At 44.0% G+C, this 23693-nt stretch carries 20 protein-coding genes; 14 read left to right on the top strand and 6 right to left on the bottom strand.

Annotated features, from left to right (window positions below; all coding sequences use genetic code 11):
- Position 1 precedes the first annotated feature (1 nt).
- The 3 genes from ACFSYC_RS00585 (at position 2) to ACFSYC_RS00575 (ending at position 2120) form a co-directional block, all read left to right on the top strand.
- Positions 2-583, top strand: coding sequence for a TetR/AcrR family transcriptional regulator (locus tag ACFSYC_RS00585; protein WP_377122268.1), 582 nt, complete (start codon positions 2-4; stop codon positions 581-583).
- Between the two features lie 61 nt (positions 584-644).
- The gene (locus tag ACFSYC_RS00580) at positions 645-1400 is read left to right on the top strand and encodes a GAF domain-containing protein (protein ID WP_377122265.1); all 756 of its coding nucleotides are present in this window, start codon (positions 645-647) and stop codon (positions 1398-1400) included.
- Positions 1401-1460: 60 nt separating this feature from the next.
- Positions 1461-2120 carry a DNA/RNA non-specific endonuclease gene (locus ACFSYC_RS00575; protein ID WP_377122262.1) on the top strand — a complete coding sequence of 220 codons (660 nt, stop codon included), beginning with the start codon at positions 1461-1463 and terminating at the stop codon, positions 2118-2120.
- Positions 2121-2348: 228 nt separating this feature from the next.
- Here the strand turns inward: ACFSYC_RS00575 and ACFSYC_RS00570 are convergent, their stop codons facing one another.
- Both ACFSYC_RS00570 and ACFSYC_RS00565 read right to left on the bottom strand, forming a co-directional pair.
- A complete protein-coding gene (locus ACFSYC_RS00570; RefSeq protein WP_377122259.1) occupies positions 2349-5711 on the bottom strand; it encodes a glycosyltransferase in 3363 nt (1120 codons plus the stop codon).
- A 44-nt stretch (positions 5712-5755) separates the two neighbouring features.
- Complete coding sequence (locus ACFSYC_RS00565) at positions 5756-5935, bottom strand: FeoB-associated Cys-rich membrane protein (protein WP_377122256.1); 180 nt, start codon at positions 5933-5935, stop codon at positions 5756-5758.
- 143 nt (positions 5936-6078) lie between these two features.
- Between ACFSYC_RS00565 and typA the strand changes: the two genes are divergently transcribed.
- The 9 genes from typA (at position 6079) to ACFSYC_RS00520 (ending at position 15531) form a co-directional block, all read left to right on the top strand.
- Entirely contained in the window at positions 6079-7887 is a 1809-nt protein-coding gene (typA, locus tag ACFSYC_RS00560; RefSeq protein WP_377122253.1) for a translational GTPase TypA, read from the top strand.
- An 87-nt stretch (positions 7888-7974) separates the two neighbouring features.
- Positions 7975-8757 carry a hypothetical protein gene (locus ACFSYC_RS00555; RefSeq protein WP_377122250.1) on the top strand — a complete coding sequence of 261 codons (783 nt, stop codon included), beginning with the start codon at positions 7975-7977 and terminating at the stop codon, positions 8755-8757.
- Between the two features lie 37 nt (positions 8758-8794).
- Complete coding sequence (locus tag ACFSYC_RS00550; protein ID WP_377122247.1) at positions 8795-9583, top strand: LamG domain-containing protein; 789 nt, start codon at positions 8795-8797, stop codon at positions 9581-9583.
- A gap of 68 nt (positions 9584-9651) precedes the next feature.
- Positions 9652-10338, top strand: a complete 687-nt coding sequence (locus ACFSYC_RS00545) for a class I SAM-dependent methyltransferase (protein ID WP_377122244.1) — start codon at positions 9652-9654, stop codon at positions 10336-10338.
- Between the two features lie 3 nt (positions 10339-10341).
- Positions 10342-11469 (top strand): glycosyltransferase, encoded by a 1128-nt coding sequence (locus ACFSYC_RS00540; protein WP_377122242.1) that lies wholly within the window; start codon positions 10342-10344, stop codon positions 11467-11469.
- Positions 11469-12233: a TylF/MycF/NovP-related O-methyltransferase gene (locus ACFSYC_RS00535; protein ID WP_377122240.1), complete on the top strand. Its 765-nt coding sequence runs from the start codon at positions 11469-11471 to the stop codon at positions 12231-12233. Before ACFSYC_RS00540 ends, ACFSYC_RS00535 begins: the two co-directional genes overlap by 1 nt.
- A 10-nt stretch (positions 12234-12243) precedes the next feature.
- Positions 12244-13794 carry a lipopolysaccharide biosynthesis protein gene (locus tag ACFSYC_RS00530; protein WP_377122237.1) on the top strand — a complete coding sequence of 517 codons (1551 nt, stop codon included), beginning with the start codon at positions 12244-12246 and terminating at the stop codon, positions 13792-13794.
- A 39-nt stretch (positions 13795-13833) separates the two neighbouring features.
- Complete coding sequence (locus ACFSYC_RS00525; RefSeq protein ID WP_377122234.1) at positions 13834-14607, top strand: class I SAM-dependent methyltransferase; 774 nt, start codon at positions 13834-13836, stop codon at positions 14605-14607.
- Positions 14608-14610: 3 nt separating this feature from the next.
- Positions 14611-15531 carry a glycosyltransferase family A protein gene (locus ACFSYC_RS00520; RefSeq protein ID WP_377122231.1) on the top strand — a complete coding sequence of 307 codons (921 nt, stop codon included), beginning with the start codon at positions 14611-14613 and terminating at the stop codon, positions 15529-15531.
- Between the two features lie 104 nt (positions 15532-15635).
- Here the strand turns inward: ACFSYC_RS00520 and ACFSYC_RS00515 are convergent, their stop codons facing one another.
- From ACFSYC_RS00515 to ACFSYC_RS00505, 3 genes are all read right to left on the bottom strand, one after another.
- Entirely contained in the window at positions 15636-17456 is a 1821-nt protein-coding gene (locus ACFSYC_RS00515) for a glycoside hydrolase family 2 protein (protein WP_377122228.1), read from the bottom strand.
- 245 nt (positions 17457-17701) lie between these two features.
- The gene (locus tag ACFSYC_RS00510; protein WP_377122225.1) at positions 17702-18448 is read right to left on the bottom strand and encodes a class I SAM-dependent methyltransferase; all 747 of its coding nucleotides are present in this window, start codon (positions 18446-18448) and stop codon (positions 17702-17704) included.
- Between the two features lie 21 nt (positions 18449-18469).
- The gene (locus ACFSYC_RS00505) at positions 18470-18985 is read right to left on the bottom strand and encodes a serine acetyltransferase (RefSeq protein ID WP_377122222.1); all 516 of its coding nucleotides are present in this window, start codon (positions 18983-18985) and stop codon (positions 18470-18472) included.
- A gap of 111 nt (positions 18986-19096) precedes the next feature.
- On the opposite strand from ACFSYC_RS00505, the gene ACFSYC_RS00500 reads away from it, so the two are divergent.
- Both ACFSYC_RS00500 and ACFSYC_RS00495 read left to right on the top strand, forming a co-directional pair.
- Positions 19097-20356: a glycosyltransferase family 4 protein gene (locus ACFSYC_RS00500; RefSeq protein WP_377122219.1), complete on the top strand. Its 1260-nt coding sequence runs from the start codon at positions 19097-19099 to the stop codon at positions 20354-20356.
- Complete coding sequence (locus ACFSYC_RS00495; RefSeq protein ID WP_377122216.1) at positions 20353-21111, top strand: glycosyltransferase family 2 protein; 759 nt, start codon at positions 20353-20355, stop codon at positions 21109-21111. The genes ACFSYC_RS00500 and ACFSYC_RS00495 overlap by 4 nt, the downstream gene beginning before the upstream one ends.
- Before the next feature lie 97 nt (positions 21112-21208).
- On the opposite strand, the gene ACFSYC_RS00490 is transcribed toward ACFSYC_RS00495, so the two are convergent.
- On the bottom strand, positions 21209-23692 hold the full coding sequence (locus ACFSYC_RS00490) for a YfhO family protein (RefSeq protein ID WP_377122213.1): 2484 nt from the start codon (positions 23690-23692) through the stop codon (positions 21209-21211).
- Between the last annotated feature and the right edge of the window lies 1 nt (position 23693).

Here is a 23693-nt window from a genome sequence, read left to right as displayed (position 1 = left end):
CATGGAAGCCGACAAAATAAAGGATAGCATTAAGAAGGCAGCGCAAGAACTGTTTCGAAAATTCGGGTACCATAAAACCAGTGTTAACGAAATTGCAAAGCGCGCTAAAATAGCTAAAGCCACCATTTACAAATATTTTGACAGTAAAGAACACGTTTTACATACTTTACTGATGGACTACATACGCGTTAGTGTCGACGAACTGGTACAAGCTAACCCGTCTGAAATGGACGAGGAAGAACATCTTGGAAACCTGATTATGAAAACCTGCCGATTGAGCTATACGGTTTGCAACGAGTTTATAGGCTGGGATTTCATCCGCGAGAGCACAAACTCGCAGGACTTTTTAAAGAACCTGAGCAATGAGTTAGAGGATCTGTTGCTGGCATCTTTCAGCCGCATTACCGCCATCCGGAAAACTGATAACTATGCGCAACGCATGCGTTTTTTAATCAAATGCAGCAAGAACATTGTATTTAGCTTCGCTTTCACTTCAGTTAGCGACAGCGACGTGCGCAAAAACTTTGTATCCTTTCAAAAAGAAATACTACCTTACCTTGTAAAGGCTGCAATTACGATCTAATTCAGGCTCCTGTATTACCAATTACACAGTTACTTCTGTTACCAAGAATACCCTATAACCCATGTACAACGCAAAAGCTGTTGCCAGCAACATCCGTAACGCGCGCCTGTTTCGCAATTACTCTCAAGACTACCTGGGTTATAAACTAGGTATAAGCCAAAATGGGTATAGTAAAATAGAGTTGGGCCAATCAGAGATCAGCCTGCGCAGGGTGGTTGATATTGCCGCGATACTAGAGGTTGACGTTAACAGATTGATACAGGACCCCGGTGCGTGGACGGATATTGATGCTATAAACCGCATCCCCATGGTGCCCAAAATGCTGGAGGTTGTTTGCCGTATTACAGGGATGGGCTTCGCCGCAATTGCCCGGGTTACGCATGATAAATGGGTAGCCTGCAGCGTACGCGATGAAATTAACTTTGGCCTCAAACCCGGTGGCGAGCTACAGCTTGTATCAACCATATGTAATGAGATACGGCAAAGTGGTAAGGGCATTGTGATTGATCATGTTGCCGAGGATCCTAAATTTGCCCAACATCATACCCCTCTACAATACGGCTTTCAAAGCTACATTTCGTTGCCCGTTGTTTTAAAGGACGGGTCTTTTTTCGGCACTCTATGCTCTATCGACCCTAAGCCAGCTAAAGTAAACAACGCAGAGACCATAGGCATGTTCCAGCTGTTTGCGGAGCTGATAGCGGTGCATTTAGACGGGCTTGGGTTTTATGATAGTGGCTCTCCGGCGCAGCGTAAGGCTGTTGAGATGGCCGAAAAACTGATTGTTGCAGAGGCAAGCCTAAAATCTGTAGGTTAGTTTCTTTCTTTTTAACAGCTTTCGCTTTTGTGGTTTGGGGTAAAATGCCAACTTTGCTGTGTGAAGCCGAAACTGTTACAATTGTTAGCCATCCTCATTTTCTTGTCAAGTTGCCAACAGCAGTCTGTGCCGCATGATAACCAGCGGGTGGATAGTGTTATCAATATGGGTAACTACAAATCCTATTACTCCTATACATTAAAGGATCCTTTATACGTCACCTACACTTTGAAGCAAGGGGGCGGCGATTGCGAGCGCGACAACTTCGACTTTAAGCCTGACAGTACACTCACCGCTACCTCCGACGATTACCGACGATCAGGCTACGACCGCGGCCACCTGGCTAATGCCGAAGACTTTGCCTATAGCTGTAGCCTTGATAAGCAGACCTTTAGCTACTATAACTGCATCCCTCAAACCCGTAAGCTCAACCGTGGCGTTTGGAAGGTTTGGGAGAGCCGCATCCGCGAGCTGTCTCAAAGCCATACGCTGTATATCACGGCGGGGGCTATCTATACCAACCGTACCTTAAAGGCCGGCCACCCCGTTGGCGTACCCGACTACTGCTATAAAGTGGTTATCGACTCGGCTACCCACATGATGGTTTATAGCCTCATCTTCCCTAACGACAACAGCCAGCAGGCCTGGCCTATAGATACCGCTTCGCTCAGTAATACAGTTGGCTACCCGCTGGCCATTGCCGGGTCGGGAGTGAGGTAGTTTGTTTCACGCGCGTGTGCAACACATGAAACAAGTGAAACAAGATTTTGAACTAATTTATTGATAATTAGGTGATTGCTAAATTTTAGTAAAACAAAATGAAACAAGATTTTTGTTTAATCTATTGATAATGAGCATTTTTAAAATCATTTAGATTTCTCAGAATGAAACAAGATTAGTCCTAAAAAGGGTATTTTACACGTTTATGGCTGATAACATAACTTTGTATTACTTCTTCCTCATTCCCTTCACATTCCCCGTCCGTTTCAACACACCCCAGCTGCTCAACTCACCCTTCAATGCTTTACGTATTGATTTAAAAAGGATATAGTACATCAACTGGCGCCACACAAAACGTTGCGGAATGATGTAGATCAGCTTTTTATAATCCTCTTTTTCCATCCAGAAGGCAATGGTGCCCACAATAAAATCGACCAATACAAACACGCCGTAATAGATCATGATGCGCTCGGGCTTATCGCTAAACAGCCCCATAATCATAAACAGATCTGCAAGGGGAGAGAACAGCGGCAATACAATTTGAAAGATCAATATGTTAGGCATGCCCACCATGCCAAAAAACTTGTACTTTGGGTTAAAAAGGGCGCTGCGGTTTTTCCAGAAACTTTGCATTACCCCAAAGCTCCAGCGGAAACGTTGTTTCAGCAAGCCGCTAATGGTCTCTGGTGCTTCGGTGTAAGCCACGGCATCGGCACAGTTACGTATCACATAGCCTTTTTTCAATATCCGCATAGTAAGGTCGCAGTCCTCGGCCAGCGTATCAGTGGTAAAACCGCCGGCTTCGAACACCGCCGAGCGGCGAAACGCCCCGATAGCTCCCGGAACAACGGTAATGCTATTGATCAGGTCAAATGCCCTTCGGTCCATGTTTTGGGCGGTTATGTATTCTATAGACTGCCAACGGGTAATAATATTACTGTCGTTACCTACTTTAACCGTACCGGCTACCGCGCCTATTTCATCATCGGTAAAATAGGTCATCAGGTGGTAAACGGCATCATCTTTTAGCTGGGTATCGGCATCAATACAAACTACGTAGTCAAAACTGGCGTGGGTAATACCAAAGTTAAGGGCCGATGCTTTGCCGCCGTTGGGCTTGGTTAACACCATTACGTGCGGGTTATCGCCGTAGGCAGCATAAACCATATCATAGGTCTTATCTTTTGATCCGTCATCAATAAATATGATCTCGAAGTTGTCATATTCGGTTTTTAGTAAGCTTTCAATGGTTTTAAGCGCGGTAACCTCTTCGTTAAAGGCTGGTACAATAATGCTCACCGGGTGTAACTGCATTTTGTTTACCCGCTCCCGGTAGCGTTTAAAGCTTTTGTTCTCGCTGTATTGCCTTAAAGCCAAAATCCCGATAAGCACAATGCGGCCGATAGCTAAAAATATGGCCGACAGAAACACATACAACAAAAACCAGTTGAAGTAATAATAAGTCATTATAAAAACATCCGTTAACGACGTGGTTAGCCTCGTGCCGTTTTTTACGGGTGGCATCAGGTCGTCTTTGGTTTTATCCATAATGTCGGCTATGGTAGTAAACTCGTAGCCATGAGTTTTAAAAAAATGGATTATGCGGGGCAAAGCCTGTACGGTAGCCTCGCGACTGTCGCCGCCGGCATCGTGCAATAATACCATTGATCCGTTGTTAGCCTGGCGAATGGTGCGGGCAACAATACTGTCAGCAGTAACTCCGGGCTCCCAATCCCATGGGTCAATAGATTCGCCAATATTTATATAGTTCTGTTTGCGGCTCTCGGCCACAGGTATCACCTCTTCCAGCGTTTGCGGCTCGGCATCGGCATTAAATGGCGGGCGAAACAGTATGGTGCTGTGCCCTGTAACCGATTCGATTAGCTTGCGCGTAGAATTCAATTCCAGGTTTACCCGCTCAATACTAACCTGCGATATATCGGGGTGAAAAAAGGTATGGTTACCAATTTCGTAACCCTCGTCATAAATGCGCTTAAATAGCTGCAGGTTTTTCTCAACCATTGATCCTACCACGAAAAAGGCGGCAGGCACTTTTTCTTTTTTTAGTATATCCAGTATCCGTGGCGTGAAGTCCGGATCGGGGCCGTCGTCAAACGTTAAAACTATTTTGCCCGGTTTGTAGCCGTATTTGCGGATAACATATTTGGTAGGCAGCTTAATGTATTTTTGATCAGTGATGACGTAGTTGGTGGTATCCATCTTAACGTCAATCTCACCTTTAACCGGGGTGGTTATCAGGTCAAGCACTTCGCCATCGCCTACATAATCTATCTTGTTATTGAGGCCAACGGAGCGAAGATGTTTCATATCTAACCCAGTTTTGCGCAACGAGTCTATGGCAAGATTTTTCTGATAAAAGGTCCAAATCCGTGGGTCCTCGCTGCCTAACCGCCATAGGGCCACGCCACCTGTGTCCCAATCATCGGCCATACGGATGATGTTGAAATTTGTGGCCGCGTCAGTAAAGTAAACGGTATGTTTCAGGCTGTCGGTACCTGTATAGCTGTAGCGCAAGTTGGCCGATTGCGGGTCGTAAATTATTTTGGCCTTGTTTTCATGCGCTATACTGATGGCGGCCTGGTAGCCAATGGCTTTACCCACGCTATTTTCGGGCCAATCTACACCCCCGCCAAATACCGTCAGGATAACTTTTTCACTTGAGATTTTGGCGCAAACTTCGTCTAATATTACTTCGACCCAATGCTGGTTTGATATGTCGCCGGCATTACTCTCTTCGGTATGCTGGTTAATGGCCATTATAAACAGGTAGTCGTTAACGTGTTGCAGGCGCTTCAGGTCGTACTGTTCGTCGTCGGGTACAGCATTTTGAGTTACCAGGTAGCCTTTGGCATGTAAAATAGTATAAAGCTCCTGCTGAAATTTGATGTAGTTAGGCGCGTTGCGATCTTTTATATCTTCAAAATCGAGGTTAATGCCCTTAAAGTTATGGATAGCCAGTTGTTTGGCAATGCTGTTGATAAAAGTGGCCCGCAAATCTTTGCGCTTTATAATGCGCTCAATATCGTCGGTATCAAACTTGCCGGTATTATTGGTGTAGCTTACGTAGTTGCCAATGGTAACAATTACCGGCTTTTTAAATTTTTTGTTAATGTTGATAAGGCCTGTATCCACTTTGGCTTGTATGGTATCGGCGCCGGGCTTAATATAAAAACCTTCGCTCACTATCATGTCAAGCTTGCCAATATGGTCTGCAAGCGAGTTATAGGCTTGTGCTTCCCAGGGGCGGTAATAGGCGGCGTTTATACGGTCTTTATTATTGGGCCGCCTGGCGCGAAAGCCCGAACGGGTACGCTCAAGACGTTCAAGGTGGCTCTTGTCAATCCTAAAATCTTTAAACTGTTTTGAGGCTTTAAGCTGATCGAGCTCCTCTTTAGTCAGTTTTTTTGGGGTAGGATTAAGGTTGGGCAGTACCGGATAAGTCTGCGAGGTGATGGTAATGGTTGAGCCAATAATACTGCATACCAAAGCAATTAATAGGATACGGCTTGTCCACTTAAAGCGGGTCCACCGGCCGGGGTTCTCAGCTTGAAAAATCTGCTTTGCAGCCATTAGGGAAACGATTTAGCAGAAATATAGAGCAGGGCCTGGTTGTGTTACTTAACAGCTTTGTGGGTATCGATGTTCGAAAAATCAACCCCGCATTTGCAATTTTCGCCGCAACCTTCCTTAACAAATATATTTCTGTACATCATGCGCCCAATAAAAAACAGGGCAGCCGCAAATATGAGTAAAACCAGTATCAACTGTATATTCATGGTAGCAAAAATAGGCATTTATTAATAAACGTGTTTAGGTAAGATATGTTACCCGCGCATTTTTTTACTTTCAACTGAACTATAAGGAGTTGAAAATGCATCAAACGTTTTAATATCCCATATATTAACGTTACCTTTGCGCCAAATTTTAAAGGCATTTCATGCAAAATATAAGAAATATTGCGATCATCGCACACGTTGACCACGGCAAGACTACTTTGGTTGATAAAATCCTGCACAGTTGTGCAATCTTCCGCGAAGGCCAGGAAACTGGTGAGTTGATATTGGATAATAATGACCTGGAGCGCGAGCGTGGTATCACTATCGTTTCGAAAAACGTATCGGTAGTATACAAGGGTACTAAAATTAACATCATTGATACGCCTGGTCACGCCGACTTTGGCGGTGAGGTTGAGCGTGTACTGAAAATGGCTGATGGTGTGTTACTACTTTGCGATGCTTTTGAAGGCGCTATGCCTCAAACACGTTTTGTAACCCAAAAGGCTTTGGCATTAGGCTTAAAACCAATTGTGGTTGTAAATAAAGTTGATAAAGAAAACTGTCGCCCTGAAGAAGTTTATGAACAAATTTTTGAGTTATTCTATAACCTTGAAGCTACAGAAGACCAGTTAGATTTCCCTGTAATTTACGGTTCATCAAAACAAGGTTGGATGAGCACAGATTACAAGCAAAAAACTGAGGATATTTTTCCTTTGATGGATGCTATTATAGCAAACATACAACCGCCGCCAATTAGCGAGGGTACATTGCAAATGCAGATCACGTCGTTAGATTATTCTTCTTTCGTTGGTCGTATTGCAATTGGCCGTGTTGCACGGGGTGTGGTTAGAGAGAATATGCCGGTATCGTTGGTTAAACGCGATGGTACTATCCAAAAAACGCGTATAAAAGAGCTTTACACATTTGAAGGCTTAGGTAAGGTTAAAGCTACAGAAGTTACCGCAGGTGATATTTGTGCAGTAGTAGGTATTGAAGGTTTTGACATTGGCGATACCATTGCTGATTTTGAAAAACCGGAACAATTGGAGGTTATTCATATTGACGAGCCTACCATGAACATGTTGTTCACCATCAACACTTCACCTTTCTTTGGTAAAGAAGGTAAATTTGTTACTTCCCGTCACTTACGTGACCGTTTGTACAAAGAGATGGAGAAAAACCTTGCGTTGAAAGTTGTTGAAACAGATTCGCCGGACTCATACTTAGTATACGGTCGTGGTATTCTTCACTTATCAGTATTGATCGAGACTATGCGTCGCGAGGGATACGAATTGCAAGTAGGCCAGCCCCAGGTAATCGTTAAAGAAATTGACGGTGTTAAATGCGAGCCGATAGAAGTTTTAACGGTTGACGTTCCCGGAGAAGTTGCCGGTAAAGTAATTGAATTGGTTACGCAACGTAAAGGCGATTTGTTGATCATGGAGCCTAAAGGCGACTTGCAACACTTAGAGTTTGAGATCCCTGCACGTGGTATTATTGGCTTACGTAACAACGTATTAACCGCTACCGGTGGCGAGGCTATTATGGCTCACCGCTTTAAAGCTTACGAGCCTTGGAAAGGTACTATCCCAGGCCGTTCAAACGGTGTATTGGTATCTATGGATACCGGTAAAACTACTGCTTTCGCTATTGATAAATTGCAGGATCGCGGTCGTTTCCACATTGATCCGGGAGTTGATATCTACGAAGGCCAGGTTTTGGGCGAGCACATTCGTGATAATGATTTGGTTATTAACTTAACTAAAGGTAAACAGTTAACCAACATGCGTGCATCTGGTAGCGATACCAACGTACGTATAGCGCCCGCTATCAAATTCTCTTTAGAAGAGTCAATGGAGTATATTCAGGCTGATGAGTATATTGAGGTTACGCCTCAAAGCATCCGCTTACGTAAAATTTATTTGAATGAGAACGAGCGTAAAATCAACGCCAAAAAGTTCCAGTCGTAATATTTAACACGATAAATTATAAAAAAGAGCCACGTAATTGTGGCTCTTTTTTTGTTTACCTATTACCAGTATATTTACATTCCCCCGATGATGAAAAAGGATAGCTTAGTTTGGTGCTTTTTACTTGCCGCAGTATTGCTGGCATCATGTCGTAAAGAAGTGCGTACTACCGATATTTGCCTGCATGATTCGTCAATCGACTATATGAAACGATGGTCTATAAAAAATTACCAAACAGATGTAGTTGATGCCAGTGGCAAGTTGCTAAGCCACAGCATGGTTTATCCCAACGGATATTTCCAGATCAATAGCAATTATAGCTACAATCTTTTTAGTGACGACGCACCGTTTAACGGCACCTGGAGCATTAACAAAAACTGCGAATTTGTATTAAACTCGGGTGGCTTTAGAGAGCGCCGGTTCACCGTTGTGAAGTTATCTGACGATTCGTTGATCCTTCACCAAAAAATTGGCCAGACAACGGTAATTCAAAGATACGCGGCCTTTAAGTGCCCCACCTCTGGCAGCCTGATAGCCCGCTGGGATATGGCCTTTACCTTGCAAAGACCATACGGCATTGATACAGTTTACAAATCAGAATTTGTAAAACAGTCGGGGTATTTCAGGTTAAACCCAGATGCAAGTTACAATGTGGTATTTAACTCGCTTACGCCGGGTACACCACCTGCGCCGCCGGTAAATGGTACCTGGGGCGTGGCGCAGCCAGGTTGTTTACTAGTGCTTGATAAAAACAAAACCAACGAGCGCTCATTCGAGGTACAAAAAGTTAATGCTGATTCCTTAGTGATATGGCGTAAAGACACCGTTAATAACCTTAATTTATCAAGGCATTACTCAAAACATAAATAAAATTATATACCTTATTATCAGGTTAATAAACCTTAGCATGAAGAGAATTATATTTTTATTTTTAGCTATAGCCGTGTTTGGCGTAGCGTGTATTAAATTAGATGCTGTACCAACTCCTGAAATACCTCCGACATTACCGCCGGTAACGCCCACTGTTGATAGTTTAAAAATAGGCTTATTAGCCTACTATACTTTCAATGGAAGCGTTGTTGACTCTTCAGGGAAAAGCAATCACGGCGTTGCTGCCAACGTAACTTATACTACTGATCGAAATAACAAAGTCAACTCTGCATTACAGTTTAACGGGCTCAGCAGTAATGTTGTTGTAAAAGATAAGTTAGATTTGAGATTGAACAGTATTGATTTTACGTTAAGTGTTTGGGTAAATCTTGATGCCTACAACGCGTCGTACGGTAGTGAAATTTTGTGTAAACGAGGCACGGGATCAAAAAATGGCTGGAATTACTCTCTCAATGGCAATGCCATTTCTAACGGTGGAGCAGTAGGTGCTACAAGTTTCCAATTGTCAGGCGGCACTGACACACTTGCCGCAGGTATCAAACCTATTGCGCTTAACCAATGGCATATGTTAACCACCGTATACGACTTTAATAAAAAACAAATTAGCTACTATATTGATGGCGTGTTAGACAACACCGCTATTAAAATACCTACACCTGTAAGGACAGCAAATGCCGACCTTTATATTGGTGCTGACAGTCAAAGTTTTTCTTACCTGCTAAAAGGTAAATTGGATGAAGTGCGGATCTATAACCGCGCCCTAACTGCTGCACAGGTTAAAAAACTTTACGCTGTAACCAACTAATATTTGGCTGCCTTTATACAGGTTATTATGTATTTTAATAACCTGCATAAAAGCCGTAAATTAGCCGCATGAAAGCTAACGACAGGCTAAGCCCAAGCGTATTCCACCCAAGATATGTGCATTTAACGCATCTGCGCGATGCTACCATCAAAATCATCGGAGACCTAACAGCTAACAACAAACAGCTGCTATTGGTTGATTTTGGTTGCGGCGATATGCCTTACCGCAGCGTTATTGAACCACACGTTGGTAAATACCTGGGGGTGGACCTCGACATGAACCCTAAGGCTGAACACCATATAGACTTTGACAGCAAAACCACCCTTCCTGATAACTACTGCGACATCATCCTGTCAAACCAGGTGCTGGAGCATGTGGATACCCCATCTGGTTATTTGAAAGAAGCTTTACGCATATTAAAACCGGGGGGCAGCATTATTTTAACCACCCACGGCTACTGGTACTATCACCCTACGCCTAATGATTACTGGCGCTGGACCAGCGCCGGCTTGCGCAAAACAGTAGAGGACGAGGATTTTAAGATCACCTCTTTTCACGGCATTATGGGTTTGGCAGCCAGCGGCTTGCAGCTATTGCAGGATGCTATTATTAATAAATTACCCCGTTTTTTGGTGCCGCCATTTGCATTTATTATGCAGCTTAAGATCAGGCTTTTTAATAAGATGAACAACCAGGCCCAGCGCGACAGGGATGCATCGTTGTATGTTGTATTGGCTCAAAAACCGTTAAACTAATTAATGGAGCAATTTAACCTCTGCGTCATTAAGCCCAATAAAGACACTTTTTCAGAGACCTTTATCAGGGAACACATTGAGCGCCTGCCCGGTAACAAAAAGGTGCTGTATGGCGGCGTGTTCCCGGTTTATGATCATGAGGGCAAGTATTTGATCAAGTCATCTTTTGGCTTGCTAAGTTATCTGATCCAAAAAAAGATATTCAATAAGCTAGAAATAGGCGTGCGCACCCGCGCGCTGGCCAAATATCTAACCCAACAAAAGATAGACGTGGTATTTGCCGAATACGGCATGGTAGGCGCATTAGTTACCGAGGCTTGCCAACTGGCCGGCGTGCCACTGGTGATCCATTATCATGGCGCAGATGTGCACCACCGCGCTACGGTCGACCTGTACCATTCGCTTTACCTGAAAGCGTTTAACTACGCCAGCGGCTTGATAGCAGTATCAGGCGATATGGCGAAAGAGTTGATTAGGATGGGCGCCCCTGCAGAGAAAATTGTAACCGCATCATGCGGGGTTGATACTTTAGCTTTCCCGGTATTGGATATTTCAAAATCCGGCCGCGCGTTTTTGGCGATTGGAAGGTTTGTTACCAAAAAATCACCAACCTCAGTCATCAAAGCATTTAAACTGGTGCTTGATGCATATCCGGATGCCACTTTGGCTATGGTAGGTACCGGCCCGCTGGATGGCGATGTAAAGGCGCTGATAGCAGCGCTTGAATTAGAAGACAGCGTTACCCTATACGGCGGCTTAAAAGCCGAACAGGTAAAAGAACTTTTTGCGCAGGCACGCTGCTTTGTACAACACTCTGTTACCGCCGCCGATGGCGACATGGAGGGTACGCCCGTAACTATACTCGAAGCCGGATCATCCGGCCTGGCCATTGTGAGTACCCAGCATGCCGGTATTAAAGAAGCTGTAGTTAACGGCGTAACCGGCTACCTGGTGCCCGAGCATGATATTGAGGGCATGGCCCATTATATGAAAAAAATAGCCGCTGATGTAAACCTTGCGGTCGAGTTAGGCAAAAAAGAAGCTGCCCACATTCGCGAAAATTACGATATTCACAGCAGAATAGATACGATTACCAAAATGCTTAAGCAAGCTATAGCAGACAATAAATAATGATCAGAAAAACAGTAAGGGGCATTGCCCAAAAATTTGGTTACGACATAGTAAAGCCAGACGAAAGATTAGTTGTTGATGGCCTTCCGGCTGATTTTGATAAAGAAACTGTTGCTACCTATAAAAAGGTAAAACCTTATACCATGACTACGCCAGAGCGTATTGCATCGCTTTGCAATGCGGTGAATTACCTGGTTAAAAATGATATTCAGGGAGATTTTGTGGAGTGTGGCGTGTGGCGCGGCGGCAGTACTATGGCTGCTATTGACACCCTAATGAAAGCTGGCGACAAAGGCCGCGAGATCTATTTGTACGATACTTATGAAGGGATGTCTGAACCTACCGAGGTAGACAAAGTATTTACCGGTACCGATGCGCTTGAGCTGATGAACACTACCGAGCGTGAGGACCCAACCTCTGTTTGGTGCTATTCTACTATTGACGAGGTGCAGAAAAATGTAGGCGGTTTAGGCTACCCGGCAGCCAAAGTGCATTTTGTAAAAGGTAAGGTTGAGGATAGCATCCCAAATACATTGCCGGGCAAAATTGCTTTGCTGCGTTTGGATACTGATTTTTATGAGTCGACCAAGCATGAGCTGGAGCATCTATACCCGCTGCTGGTACCGGGCGGCGTCATTATTATTGATGATTACGGACACTGGGAAGGCGCTCGCAAAGCGGTTGACGAATATATTGATGCCCACAAATTACCTTTATTGTTAAACCGTATAGACTATACCGGTCGTATCGGCATAAAATATTAGTACGCGTTAAATGGGGATAGTAAAAGCGCAGGCCTATAAAAATACCATAGTATCATACGCCGGTATGGTAATAGCGTATGTAAATACGGTGCTGCTTTTTACTAAATGTTTAAGCATCAGCGAGTATGGCTTTTACACGCTTATCACTAGTATTTCTGTATTATACTCTTTAGCCGCCTCTATGGGCGTGCCAAGCATATTGGCCAAATATTTCCCGGCTTACCGTACAGATGATAAAAAGCATAGCGGTTTTATGCATTGGTCGGCGGGTTTGGCGCTGGTGGGTTTTGCAATAGCAAGTATTTTATTTGTAGCATTTAAGCCGGTTATATTATCCTATTTTAACGACACCGCCCACCACATAGCGCAGGCAGGTAAGTTTAAAAAGCCCGACGCTGTAAGGGATACTCCATATTTGGTAGAATATTACTACTATCTTATTCCGCTGTCATTCTTTGTGCTGGCCTTCAATTATCTGGAGATGACGGGCCGCATCATTTATCAAACCATCTATTCTAATTTTTTACAGAATGTGTTGCTCAGGCTTATCACATCGGTTGTATTGTTAATGATGATAGCCGGTTGGGTAAACTTTGACACTTTTGTGCTGGTTTACATAGGCTCCAATGGGTTAATTTCGCTGCTGCAACTTATCAGCATTATAGCTACAAAAAACTTCTCTTACAAGCTCGACTCGACAACGCTGATAACGGTAAACAAGCGCGAGATACTTGGTTTTGGCCTTTTTACCATGGTGTCTAGCTCTATTTATGTATTGCTGCAAAAGGTAGATTCGCTTATGCTAAGTGCAATGGCCGGCGATGGGGTACAGGGTGTGTACAGCTGGTATTTTAACATAGCCATCGTAATTAGTGTCCCTGCGCAAGCACTAAGCCGCACTACCTACGCTATTGTAGCCGATGCCTGGAAAGCCAACAACCGCCAAAATATTATCGAGGTTTATTACAAAACATCCATCATACAAATGCTGATAGGCTGCCTGTTATTTATCGGCATTATAATAAACCGCGAAAACCTGTATGCCATTGTGCAAACCCCTGAGTATGTAGACCCTAAATATTTTGATTTGTTTTTAGTGATTGGATTGGGCTTTTTGGTTGATATTACCGGCGGACTAAATACCTACATTATTACCACATCGCACAAATACAGGCTAATTACAGCTTTAACTATTTTTGCGGCTATTTTTTGCATCGGCTTAAATTATATGCTGATACCAAAATACCTTGGCATGGGCGCGGCAATTGCTTACCTGTTAACTACAGTGTTCATTAACCTTTGTACCTGGTTCTATTTAAAACTAAGGTTTAAAATGCAGCCCTTTAGCTATAAGCACCTATTGGTAGTGTTTATTGCAATAGCAGGCTGGGCCGTGGGAAAATACTTTTGGCGCATACCTAACGTGTTTTTAGATATAGCAGTGCGCAGCGGCGTAACTACCCTTTGTTATGGCTTGCTGGCTTATTACTGTCAGATCTCGATAGATATTAATGACAAGGTTGATGCTACGCTTAAAAAAATGTTAGCCTTTATCAGATAATTTCTAAATTGGCTCTCCGATTTACATCCATATCAACCCATGCCAGAAGTTAACAGCAGCGAAAACCTTAAGACAGCGTACGACAATTATTACCAGGATAATGATGAAACCTGGCGTATGCTAGGTGCCAAGTACAAGGTTGAGCATATTGCCGAAGTTTGTAAAGGGTATACCTTTGATAAAGTGCTTGAAGTTGGGGCAGGCGATGGCGTGATTTTAAAGCTCCTCGCTGACCGCAACTTCTCGACCGAGCTACACGCTGTCGAATTGTCTGCGAGTGGTGTAGAGCGCATTAAAGAACGCAATATTGCAGCTATAAAATCTGTACAGGAGTTTGATGGCTATCATTTGCCCTTCGGCGATGAGAGTATGGACCTGGTCATCCTGACACATGTGTTAGAGCATGTTGAGCACGAACGTTTATTACTGCGCGAACTAAAACGTGTTGCCAAAATGATTGTGATAGAAGTGCCACGCGACTATAAGCAGGGGGTTGACACCAGGATTAAACATTTTTTGGCGTATGGACATATCAACGTTTATACACCTACATCACTACGATACCTATTATTGACAGAGGGATTGGATATCGTTAAGGACCTGACCGACACCATAGCACCTGAAGTAACCAAGTTTTATACCTTCGAAACGCTGAGAAAACCTAAAAACTTTTGGAGTGTTTTAAAGATCGATCTTGAACATAGTGTTAAAAGAATCGCAGCCGCCGTTTTTGGTAAAAAGGTGGAAGAGCAATTTGCCAACTACTATACGGTTTTATGTAAAAAAGCAGACCATCAACCCGGGATATTTTAAGCCATGCAAAACATTGCCCCTATAGCCTTATTTGTTTATAACCGGCCCGAGCATACGCGCCGAACACTGGAATCATTGCAGCAGAATGAACTGGCCGCCGAGTCGCAATTGTTCATTTTTTCTGATGGGCCGAAAACAGAAGCAGATAGGGCTAAGGTAAATGAGGTGCGCGCTTTGCTTAACGAGGTAAAGGGCTTTAAATCTGTTAAGGTTGTTACCCGTAAAGAGAACCTGGGTTTGGCAAATGCTATTATTATTGGGGTTAGCCAGCTAGTTATTGAATTTGGAAAGGTGATTGTTTTTGAGGATGATCTGATCTCGTCACCATATACTTTACAATATTTTAACGAAGGATTAACCAAATATCAACGAGATGATGAGGTAATGCATATAGGCGCTTACATGTATCCGCTGGAAGATAAAACGCTACCTGAAACCTTCTTTTACCGCATAGCCACCAGTTGGGGCTGGGCCACCTGGGCACGTGCGTGGAAAAACTTTGAGCCTGATATTGATAAACTGATGGCTGGCTTTGATGCAGAAAAGAAATATAATTTTTCTATCGAATACACCATGAATTTCTGGAAACAGATGGAGGAGTTTAAAGCCGGCAAAAACAACTCCTGGGCCATACGCTGGTATGCTTCTATCTTTTTAAACCAAGGTATCGCCCTGCATCCCGCGCACTCGTTGGTGCACAACATTGGGCATGACGGTACGGGCGTGCACTCTAACATAGAGGATATGTACGGTGTTAAAGTAGCGCAACAACCTATTAAATATTTCCCTACGGAAATAAAGGAAAACGAGCAGGCCCACACGGTGATTAAAGCTTTCCTTAAAAAACGCAAGGGCTCGCTTATAGAGCGTGGTGTGCGGTTTTTTAAGCAATGGAAAATTAAAAAGGAAGCTAATAACGCTTAGAAATTCAAAACGTATCCCGGTACATTGAGACGCAATGCTTCTCAATCCTCTACACTTGTCGGCGGGAGACGCAATGCATTGCGTCTCTACAGGTATTTATTGAATTACCTCCCGCCCTTCTCTACTATCTTATAACCAGCCTCAATAACGGCCTTGTGTGCCGCTTTAATTCGCTCCAGTTCCATTTTCTCTACTGCACGATCATAAGTTAGCACGCCATTCACTTCGTGCTCTACGTCGGTTGTTTGGGTGTAAATGGCAACGCTCAGTCCTCGGTACTTCATGAGTTGCTCTACCTGGTCAATTAAGAGGACGTACCTATCAGTCAAACGTGCTTTTGTAGGTTCATAGTCATAAGCATCGTTTCTTGTGGGCCACATGTGGCCCCTTACAAATAACCCGACACCGCCAAACTCACCCAATGAAGCCGCCCGGTTTTTATCCGGTCTTGATGCACCATCCGGCCCGACATAAATATGGGTATCAACATAATCCCCGTTCATTGGGTCGCCTTCGGCTTTCTGATAGCCGGGGTTATTGTTAAAGCCCGAATTGCCATTCACCAATCTTGACGGATCGTATTTTTTGGTCCATGCCGTAATGCCTGGCACATCAAACGCGCCCCAGTTCTCGTTAAAAGGTACCCAGGTGATGATAGAAGGTGAGTTATAATGCTGATCTATCAGTGTCTTATATTCCTTTCTGAAGTTATTTCGCACTTTCAAAGTATCTTCGTGCTGATACCAAATTGCGGGCATATCCTGCCAAACCAGTAAGCCCATTTTATCAGCATAATAATAGAAACGCTGCGGCTCAGTTTTCATGTGTTTGCGGATCAGGTTATAACCTGCCTTTTTGGTAAACTCTATATCAAACTTTAAGGCTTCTTCGGTAGGAGGGGTCAAGATGCCATCCGGCCAGTAACCCTGATCAAGCAAACCTAACTGCATAATAAAATTGCCGTTAATCAGCGGGCGATTAACACCGTTGATCTTACCAAGCTTGATATCGCGCATGCCAAAATAGCTTTTCACTTCGTCAACCTTAGCGCCATTTGCACCCTGCAGGCTAATTTTCAGATCATACAAAAATGGACTATCCGGCGACCATAATTTGGGCGACGCGATAGGCAGGTAAAAGGTGGTACCACCAGTAGACGTAGTTTGCGCCACTACCTTTTTACCATCCAAGGCTATAGCGGTAATATTTCCTTGTCCGCTGGTATTTACCTGCACTTTTAAGCGACTGTTGTCCAGATCAGGCAGCAGGGTGATGTTTTGTATATAAGTTTTGTCTACCGGCTCCAACCAAACGGTTTGCCAAATGCCCGAACAGAAGGTGTAATCGCCACGCGGGCCGCTTTTGCCTGATGGTACCCGGCCATCGTTTAAATCATAAACTGCTACGGTAAGGGTATTTTTGCCCTCGGTTAAATATTGGGTGATGTTAAAGTTAAACTCCTCATAGCTACCGGAGTGGCTGCCCACTTTTTTGCCATTAACAAACAAGGTGGCCTGGTGTGCTACAGCTTCAAAGTGTATAATAACGTCTTTATTTTTCCAGTTGACCGGGATAGTGACAGTGCGGCGATACCACATATTGATCTCCTGCTTGCGTTTTACGCCCGAAATGACAGACTCAGGACAATAAGGAACACGGATTTTACCTGTTGCGGTACCAAAGTCAATCGCCGTTTCTGCGTTTAAGGTGGTAAGTACATCTTTGCCGCCAATGTAATCCCAACTGCCGTTTAAATTTAGCCAGTCGGTACGTTCTAATTGCGGACGAGGATATTCAGGGAATGGCACAACAGCCTCCATGGCAGCCTTTGTCCAGCGGGTGGGCAGATCTGCAACCTGGGCGTAAAGATGTGAAAAGTTAAAGATTGCCAGGAGCGGCAACAACAATTTAGCGCGATTATTCATGATGATAAATGATCTGATTTACAGGGTTACCAAATATAATATAAAGGTGCAAAGATTTGTCCTATTGGGGCATTTTATACAGGAGGCTCCCATGGAGCATCGTAGCATGACAAGAACGCTTTAAACAGTTACTCCTCCGGATTTGCCATGCGGCAAATAGTTCCGTAGGAACTTCCTGTTTATAGTTTAAGTGAAAGTAAATTTAGGCTCCAGCGAAGCCTCCTTTAAAAGGCGGTAGGTAAGGGCTACCTTATTCCCTTAACAACAATGTAAGGCGATAAAGCTTTGCTCTCAAAAGGGATGATCTTGGTAATAACCTTACCGGTGAACCAAAGTCCTTTAACAAAAGCTTTTGACAGGGCAGATTGGGTAGACTTATTCTCTAACCACATAGAGAACTTACCGTAGTAGTACGACTCTACTTGTTTTAGCCCTAAATCTTTAAAAATGCGGGCCAGCAGCGCCGGGTCCATGCATTCAATGTAATGCTTGTTATAGTTTTCGATATCAAATTTACGTTGCACCCAACCATTGATGCTTTTAAAGTTGGGCAGGGTTATAAAGAGCACGCCGTCCTCATTTAAAAAGGGCAGGTGGGTCTCAATGATGGCTTTGGTATCCTTAAAGTGTTCTATCAATCCAAACGACGTAACTACGTCGTATTGCTTTTCGGGCTGGTAGGTAAACAGGTCGGCTTCAATGATGTTGATATCACCGTCTTTTAGTCCGTTGGCAACCAATAATTGATTAATGAGATCACGATGAATAAAATAGTCGAACAGGGTGGTATCCATGTTCTCGTATTTTTTAAGGTAAACAGCATAATAACCCGGAAAACCACCTAATTCTATTGCATTTTTAGCGTTTTTTTCTGACTTTAATTTCCCTAAAATGTCACCAAAAATATAGTCACGCTTGATGTTAAAAATCAGCCCTTTTCTTGACTCCCAAAATGCTTTCCAAAAAGAACGGTCGGTTAAATTATTATCCATTAATATGCTGTAGCCTTAATTTTATACGGTTGCTGATGATTCTTCTTTTTTATCCAATATGCGTGCGGGGTTACCCACCGCGGTGCTGTTGGCCGGGATGCTTTTGGTTACTACCGATCCTGCGCCAATAATCACATTATCGCCAATCACTATATCGCCAATAATCACCACGTTAGCGCCAATGTCAACGTTATTGCCAATGCGCGGGCAAGGGCTAAAGCTGCCGTCTGCCAGTTTTTTGTGGCCAATGGTAACAGAGTTACGCAAGGTGCAATTATCGCCTATAATAACGCCCTGATTAACAACTAATGCCTGCCCATGGTATAGGGATAAGCCTCTGCCAATAACAGTTTTACGTGGTATCTCAATCCCCCAAACCCACTCTGCCAAATAGCGGTACAGTAACAGGTATGGAAAACAAATCACCTTGGCTATCATAGACCGGTTGATGAGCGACACCAGCCTGAACATAAACAAAACCAGCTGCCCCTTAAAGTTGCGGCGGTTGGCCGCCCTGTCCTGAAACAAATAGCTCATTAGTGTTTATCCCTTGGGTGATTACTGAAACCAAAAGTAAAGTTTTTCCGCATAACAATTGCTTTCTGCATTAGTCTTTCTGCTTGCGGCATTATTAGTATACTTGTGACAATGAAAATTACGCTCATCAACACGTCTGATGCCGGTGGCGGCGCTTCCGCGGCCTGCCTGCGTTTGCTTAAAGCGTTGACAGCGCAACAGGCAGATGCGCGTTTGCTGGTGCAGCATAAAAACACCGATGATGAACGGGTTGAAGGTATTGCGGATGGGTTTTTTGCGCGGTTGCAAGCCAAATTTAATTTCTTGATGGAGCGGATCCCCTTCATGCTTTTTCATGAACAGGACAGATCGGTGCGGTTCGCTTTTTCTACTGCCAATACCGGTACCAGCATAGCAGACCACCCGCTGGTTAAAGATGCTGATATTTTACACCTGCACTGGACAAATCAAGGGTTCCTGTCTATCCGAGATCTAAAAGAATTGTTCAACACGGGCAAACCCATTGTCTGGACACTGCATGATACGTGGGCATTTACCGGCGGCTGCCACTACCCGGGTACCTGCAATCATTTTATGTATGAGTGTGGTAACTGTTATCTCCTGCGGGATGATGGTCCTAAGGATATCTCACATTCAGGTTGGCTGCGTAAAGCTGCGCTGTATGCGGGTGCTGCCAATATCACCTTTGTAACCTGTAGCCAATGGTTGGCCGGAGTGGGCGAACAAAGTTCGCTGATTGGTGATAAACGGATTGAGTCTATCCCCAATCCGATAGATATAGATGTTTTTTCGCCGCGCGATAAAATTGCTGCAAGGCAAAAGCGGGGAATTAATGCTGACGCTAAGATCATTTTATTTGGTGCCGCTAACATTAATGATAAACGTAAAGGTATAAGCTATTTGGTAGAGGCCTTAGATGTTTTGAAACGATACGAGGACGCCGGAAATATAGAAATGGTGATCTTCGGTAAAAACAAGCATTTTGATGTCACTACATTGCCGTTTAAGGTGTATGAGTTAAACCTGCTGACATCAGCAGATGACCTGGCCGAAGTTTATAGCCTGGCGGATGTTTTTGTAACTTCATCAATAGAAGATAACCTGCCCAATACCGTGATGGAAGCCCTGAGCTGCGGTACCCCGGTTGTAGCATTTAATACCGGTGGGATCCCAGAGATGGTAGATCATCTGCAAAATGGCTACCTCGCCCAATTTAAGCACCCGGCTGATATGGCCAAAGGGTTGTATGAGATGCTTAACGGCGATGCCCAACTTGCTGTAAACGCCAGGCAGAAAGTCTTAGATAACTATACCAACCAATTGGTGGCCGATCAATATATTAACCTTTATCAATCCGTACTAAGTAAATGAAAGCCGGGCAGCCTGTACTATCTGTAATTACGGTTGTGTATAACAACGTGGCTAGTTTTGAGCAGACCATGTTATCGGTGCTTAATCAGACTTATACGGACATAGAATATATCATCATTGACGGGCAGTCTACCGACGGTACTATCGACGTTGTTAAGAAATACGAAGATCGCCTTGCCAAATTTATTACTGAAAAAGACAATGGCATTTATGACGCCATGAACAAAGGCCTTGCGCTTGCTACCGGCGATTATGTGTTGTTCATGAACTCGGGCGATGAGATCTACGGGGCTGATACGGTTGCTAAGGTCTTTGCGACAGCCACCAATGCTGATATTTATTACGGCGAAACGGAAATGATAGACCAGCAGAGTAACAGCCTTGGCAAACGTCGTCACGCGGCGCCTGAGCGCTTTACCTGGCGCGATTTCAAATACGGAATGAGTATTAGCCATCAGGCGATATACATCAAACGCGCATTGGTTGAGCCTTATGACGCCAGATACCAGCTAAGCGCTGATATCGACTGGATAATCCGCGCAGCAAAAAAGGCTACAACGATTGTAAACGTGCATCAATATGTTGCTAAATACGCCGTTGGCGGCATGTCGAAACTTAAGCATCGCCAAAGTTTGATGGAACGTTTTGACATTATGAAGCGGTACTACGGGTTAACGCCAACGCTATTTAATCACGCTGTTATCGCTTTTAATTTAGGGTGGTATTGGTTGATGAACAGGCGGACTAACGATTAGTAGCAACGCAAGCTGTCGTTCCTCCTCGCAATCACAAAAAACACAAAGGGCGATAAGTATAAACTTATCGCCCTTCTATATTCCATTTTAAAATCCTTTAGGCTTTCTTGCCTGTAGGTTTCTTTTTGTTTTCGGAGTATCCGGCAAAGCCTAGAGCCAATACCAATAGTACCGACCCTGCTAACGAGATATTCTCGCCCATATAATACGAGGTAGGGTGAAAATTAAATTCAATTTTGTGGTTACCTACCGGTAGCTGCGCGGCGCGCAACAAATAGTTGGCACGGAAATAAGGCGTTTCTCTGCCATCCACCTTCATGATCCAGCCTTTGTCATAATAGATCTCTGAGAATATGGCTATCTGTGATGAGGTTGAACTACTTTGATAAACCATGTGATCAGGGTTGTAGCTTACGAGTTTAATCGTAGCGTTTGTGTCAAGGTAAGCGTCTTTCTCGCTGATCTGGTTTTTGTAGCGTTCGTCAACAATGGCCGCATGTTTAGGGGCAAAGCTGCTAATGGCTTCCATTTCTTCATCAGCACTTTTTACGTATTTAACACTATTGATAAACCAGGCGTGGCCACATGCGGTTTCGTTAGCCTGCATACCAACGCTACCGGTTTTAGGGTCCTGATTAATGATGTATTTAACATTCATCATATCCAAAACATCATGGTTAATGCTCTTGGTAAATTGGTTATCAATCAGCTCCTCAATACGTTTTAAACGCGCGGCAGAGTAGCCGCCGAATGATTTGTTAAAAAACGGGTTATGCGTATCGGCGCGCGGATTTTGGGTATAATCAAACACTTTAAAGTTAGGGTCCTTGTCACGCTGGATGAACTGGTCAACCACACGGGCTTGTGGGGTATAGGTTTCAACCTTATCTGCAAAGTTTTCGTCTTTTAAGTAACGTTTGTCAATCTGCCAAACATCTACTAAAATCAGCACTAAAAAGCTTAAAGACAAAGCAGTGCTGTTGATCTTATTTTTGATATAAGCCAGTAACAAGCCAAATGCCAGTGCCACAAATATTAAAGAGCGGATAGCATCAGCACGTTCTAACGCGGCACGATCTTTTGTGATAGCGTTAGATATGGTATTAGCCAGCGCAGTATCGTTTTTAAGCGCCTCTGCAAGGGCGGCAACGCCGTTAGCCTGCTCGGTTGATCTGAAGCTCAGTAACAGCTCGGGCACAGCAATCAATATCAATAATAAACCACCGGTAATGTAGCCTGCCAGTTTAAGCTTTTTGAAAACCTCTTTACTCTCGCGCGCTTCTAAAACCTCTTTAATGGCCAGTAATGCCAATATAGGGAAACAGATGCTGGCAACCGCCAATATAGATTCGACCGTGCGGAATTTGTTGTACAGCGGGAAGTAGTTAAAGAAAATATCAGACACATACGGCCAGTTGCCACCAAACGATAACAACATGGTGAGTACCACGGTAGCCAACAGCCACCATTTAATACGGTTACGAACAACCAGTAAACCAAAGATGAACAGGAAGCAAATGGCCGCTCCAAAATAAAACGGACCGCTGGTACCGGGCTTATTACCCCAATAGGTACCCATGCCCGGGAAACCATTCATTGAATTGGCATATTGTACCGCTTGCTCAGGCGTTTGTGCAATGCCTGCAAATACTTTAGCAGTAGCAGAGTTTTCGTCTAAAACCTCTGTGCCGCTGCCGCCACCGAAGGCGTTAGGGACTAAAAAAGTTAAGCATTCTGCAACGCCCTGGCTCCATTGATAAGCATACTCGCGACCAAGGCCGTTTTTAGGTTCGCTGGCTTGGCGGGTTAAATTTGACGGACCGCGGTAAGTTTCTTTACCATACTCATAAGTGCTCCAAAGGATAGAAGCGTTTACCGCTACCGCCAGTATTAATGCACCTGCTAAGTAAACAACAGACTTAAAGAACGATGATGTTGTTTTTGCCTTAATAGCATGATATAACTCGATACCTACTAAAATCAAGATAGCTAGCATCAGGTAGTAAGTCATCTGGATATGGTTGGCACGGATCTCCATAGCCAAAAACAGGGCGGTTAATGATCCGCCTAAGATATATTTACCCCGCAGCGTTAAAATTATACCTGCCAGTATTGGTGCAAAATAAGCTATGGCCGCTGCCTGATTAGCGTGGCCCGCCACCAGCAATATGATATTGTATGACGAGAAGGTAAACGCCACAGCGCCTGCTGCTGCCAGCCAGGGGTTCATTTTTAATACGATAAACAGGAAATAAGTACCTATTAAAAATATTAAAACGGTATCTATGGGGTTAGGAAACGTCGCTTTTAGCGTGCTGATGACATGCGTGGTAATGCTGGCTTTGTATGGCGCCCATAACTGAAAAGCCGGCATACCGCCAAATATTTGGTTGGTCCACAATATAGTAGTGCCTTTTTCCTTATAAGCATTAATCTCGGTTACGGTTGACTGTGCCCCTATAACGTCTGCCTGACCTAAGGTTTTACCTTGAAATGCAGGCGTGAAATAGAAGAAACAGATCACGAAAAAAAATGCGGTAATAGCAAAGTGAATGCCATTGCGCTTAAACCAGTTACTCATT

Origin of the sequence: Mucilaginibacter antarcticus (assembly GCF_042686155.1) — a bacterium.
Classification (GTDB): domain Bacteria; phylum Bacteroidota; class Bacteroidia; order Sphingobacteriales; family Sphingobacteriaceae; genus Mucilaginibacter; species Mucilaginibacter antarcticus.
Note: the sequence above shows the minus strand (reverse complement) of the source record. Positions and strands in the feature narration are given on the sequence as shown.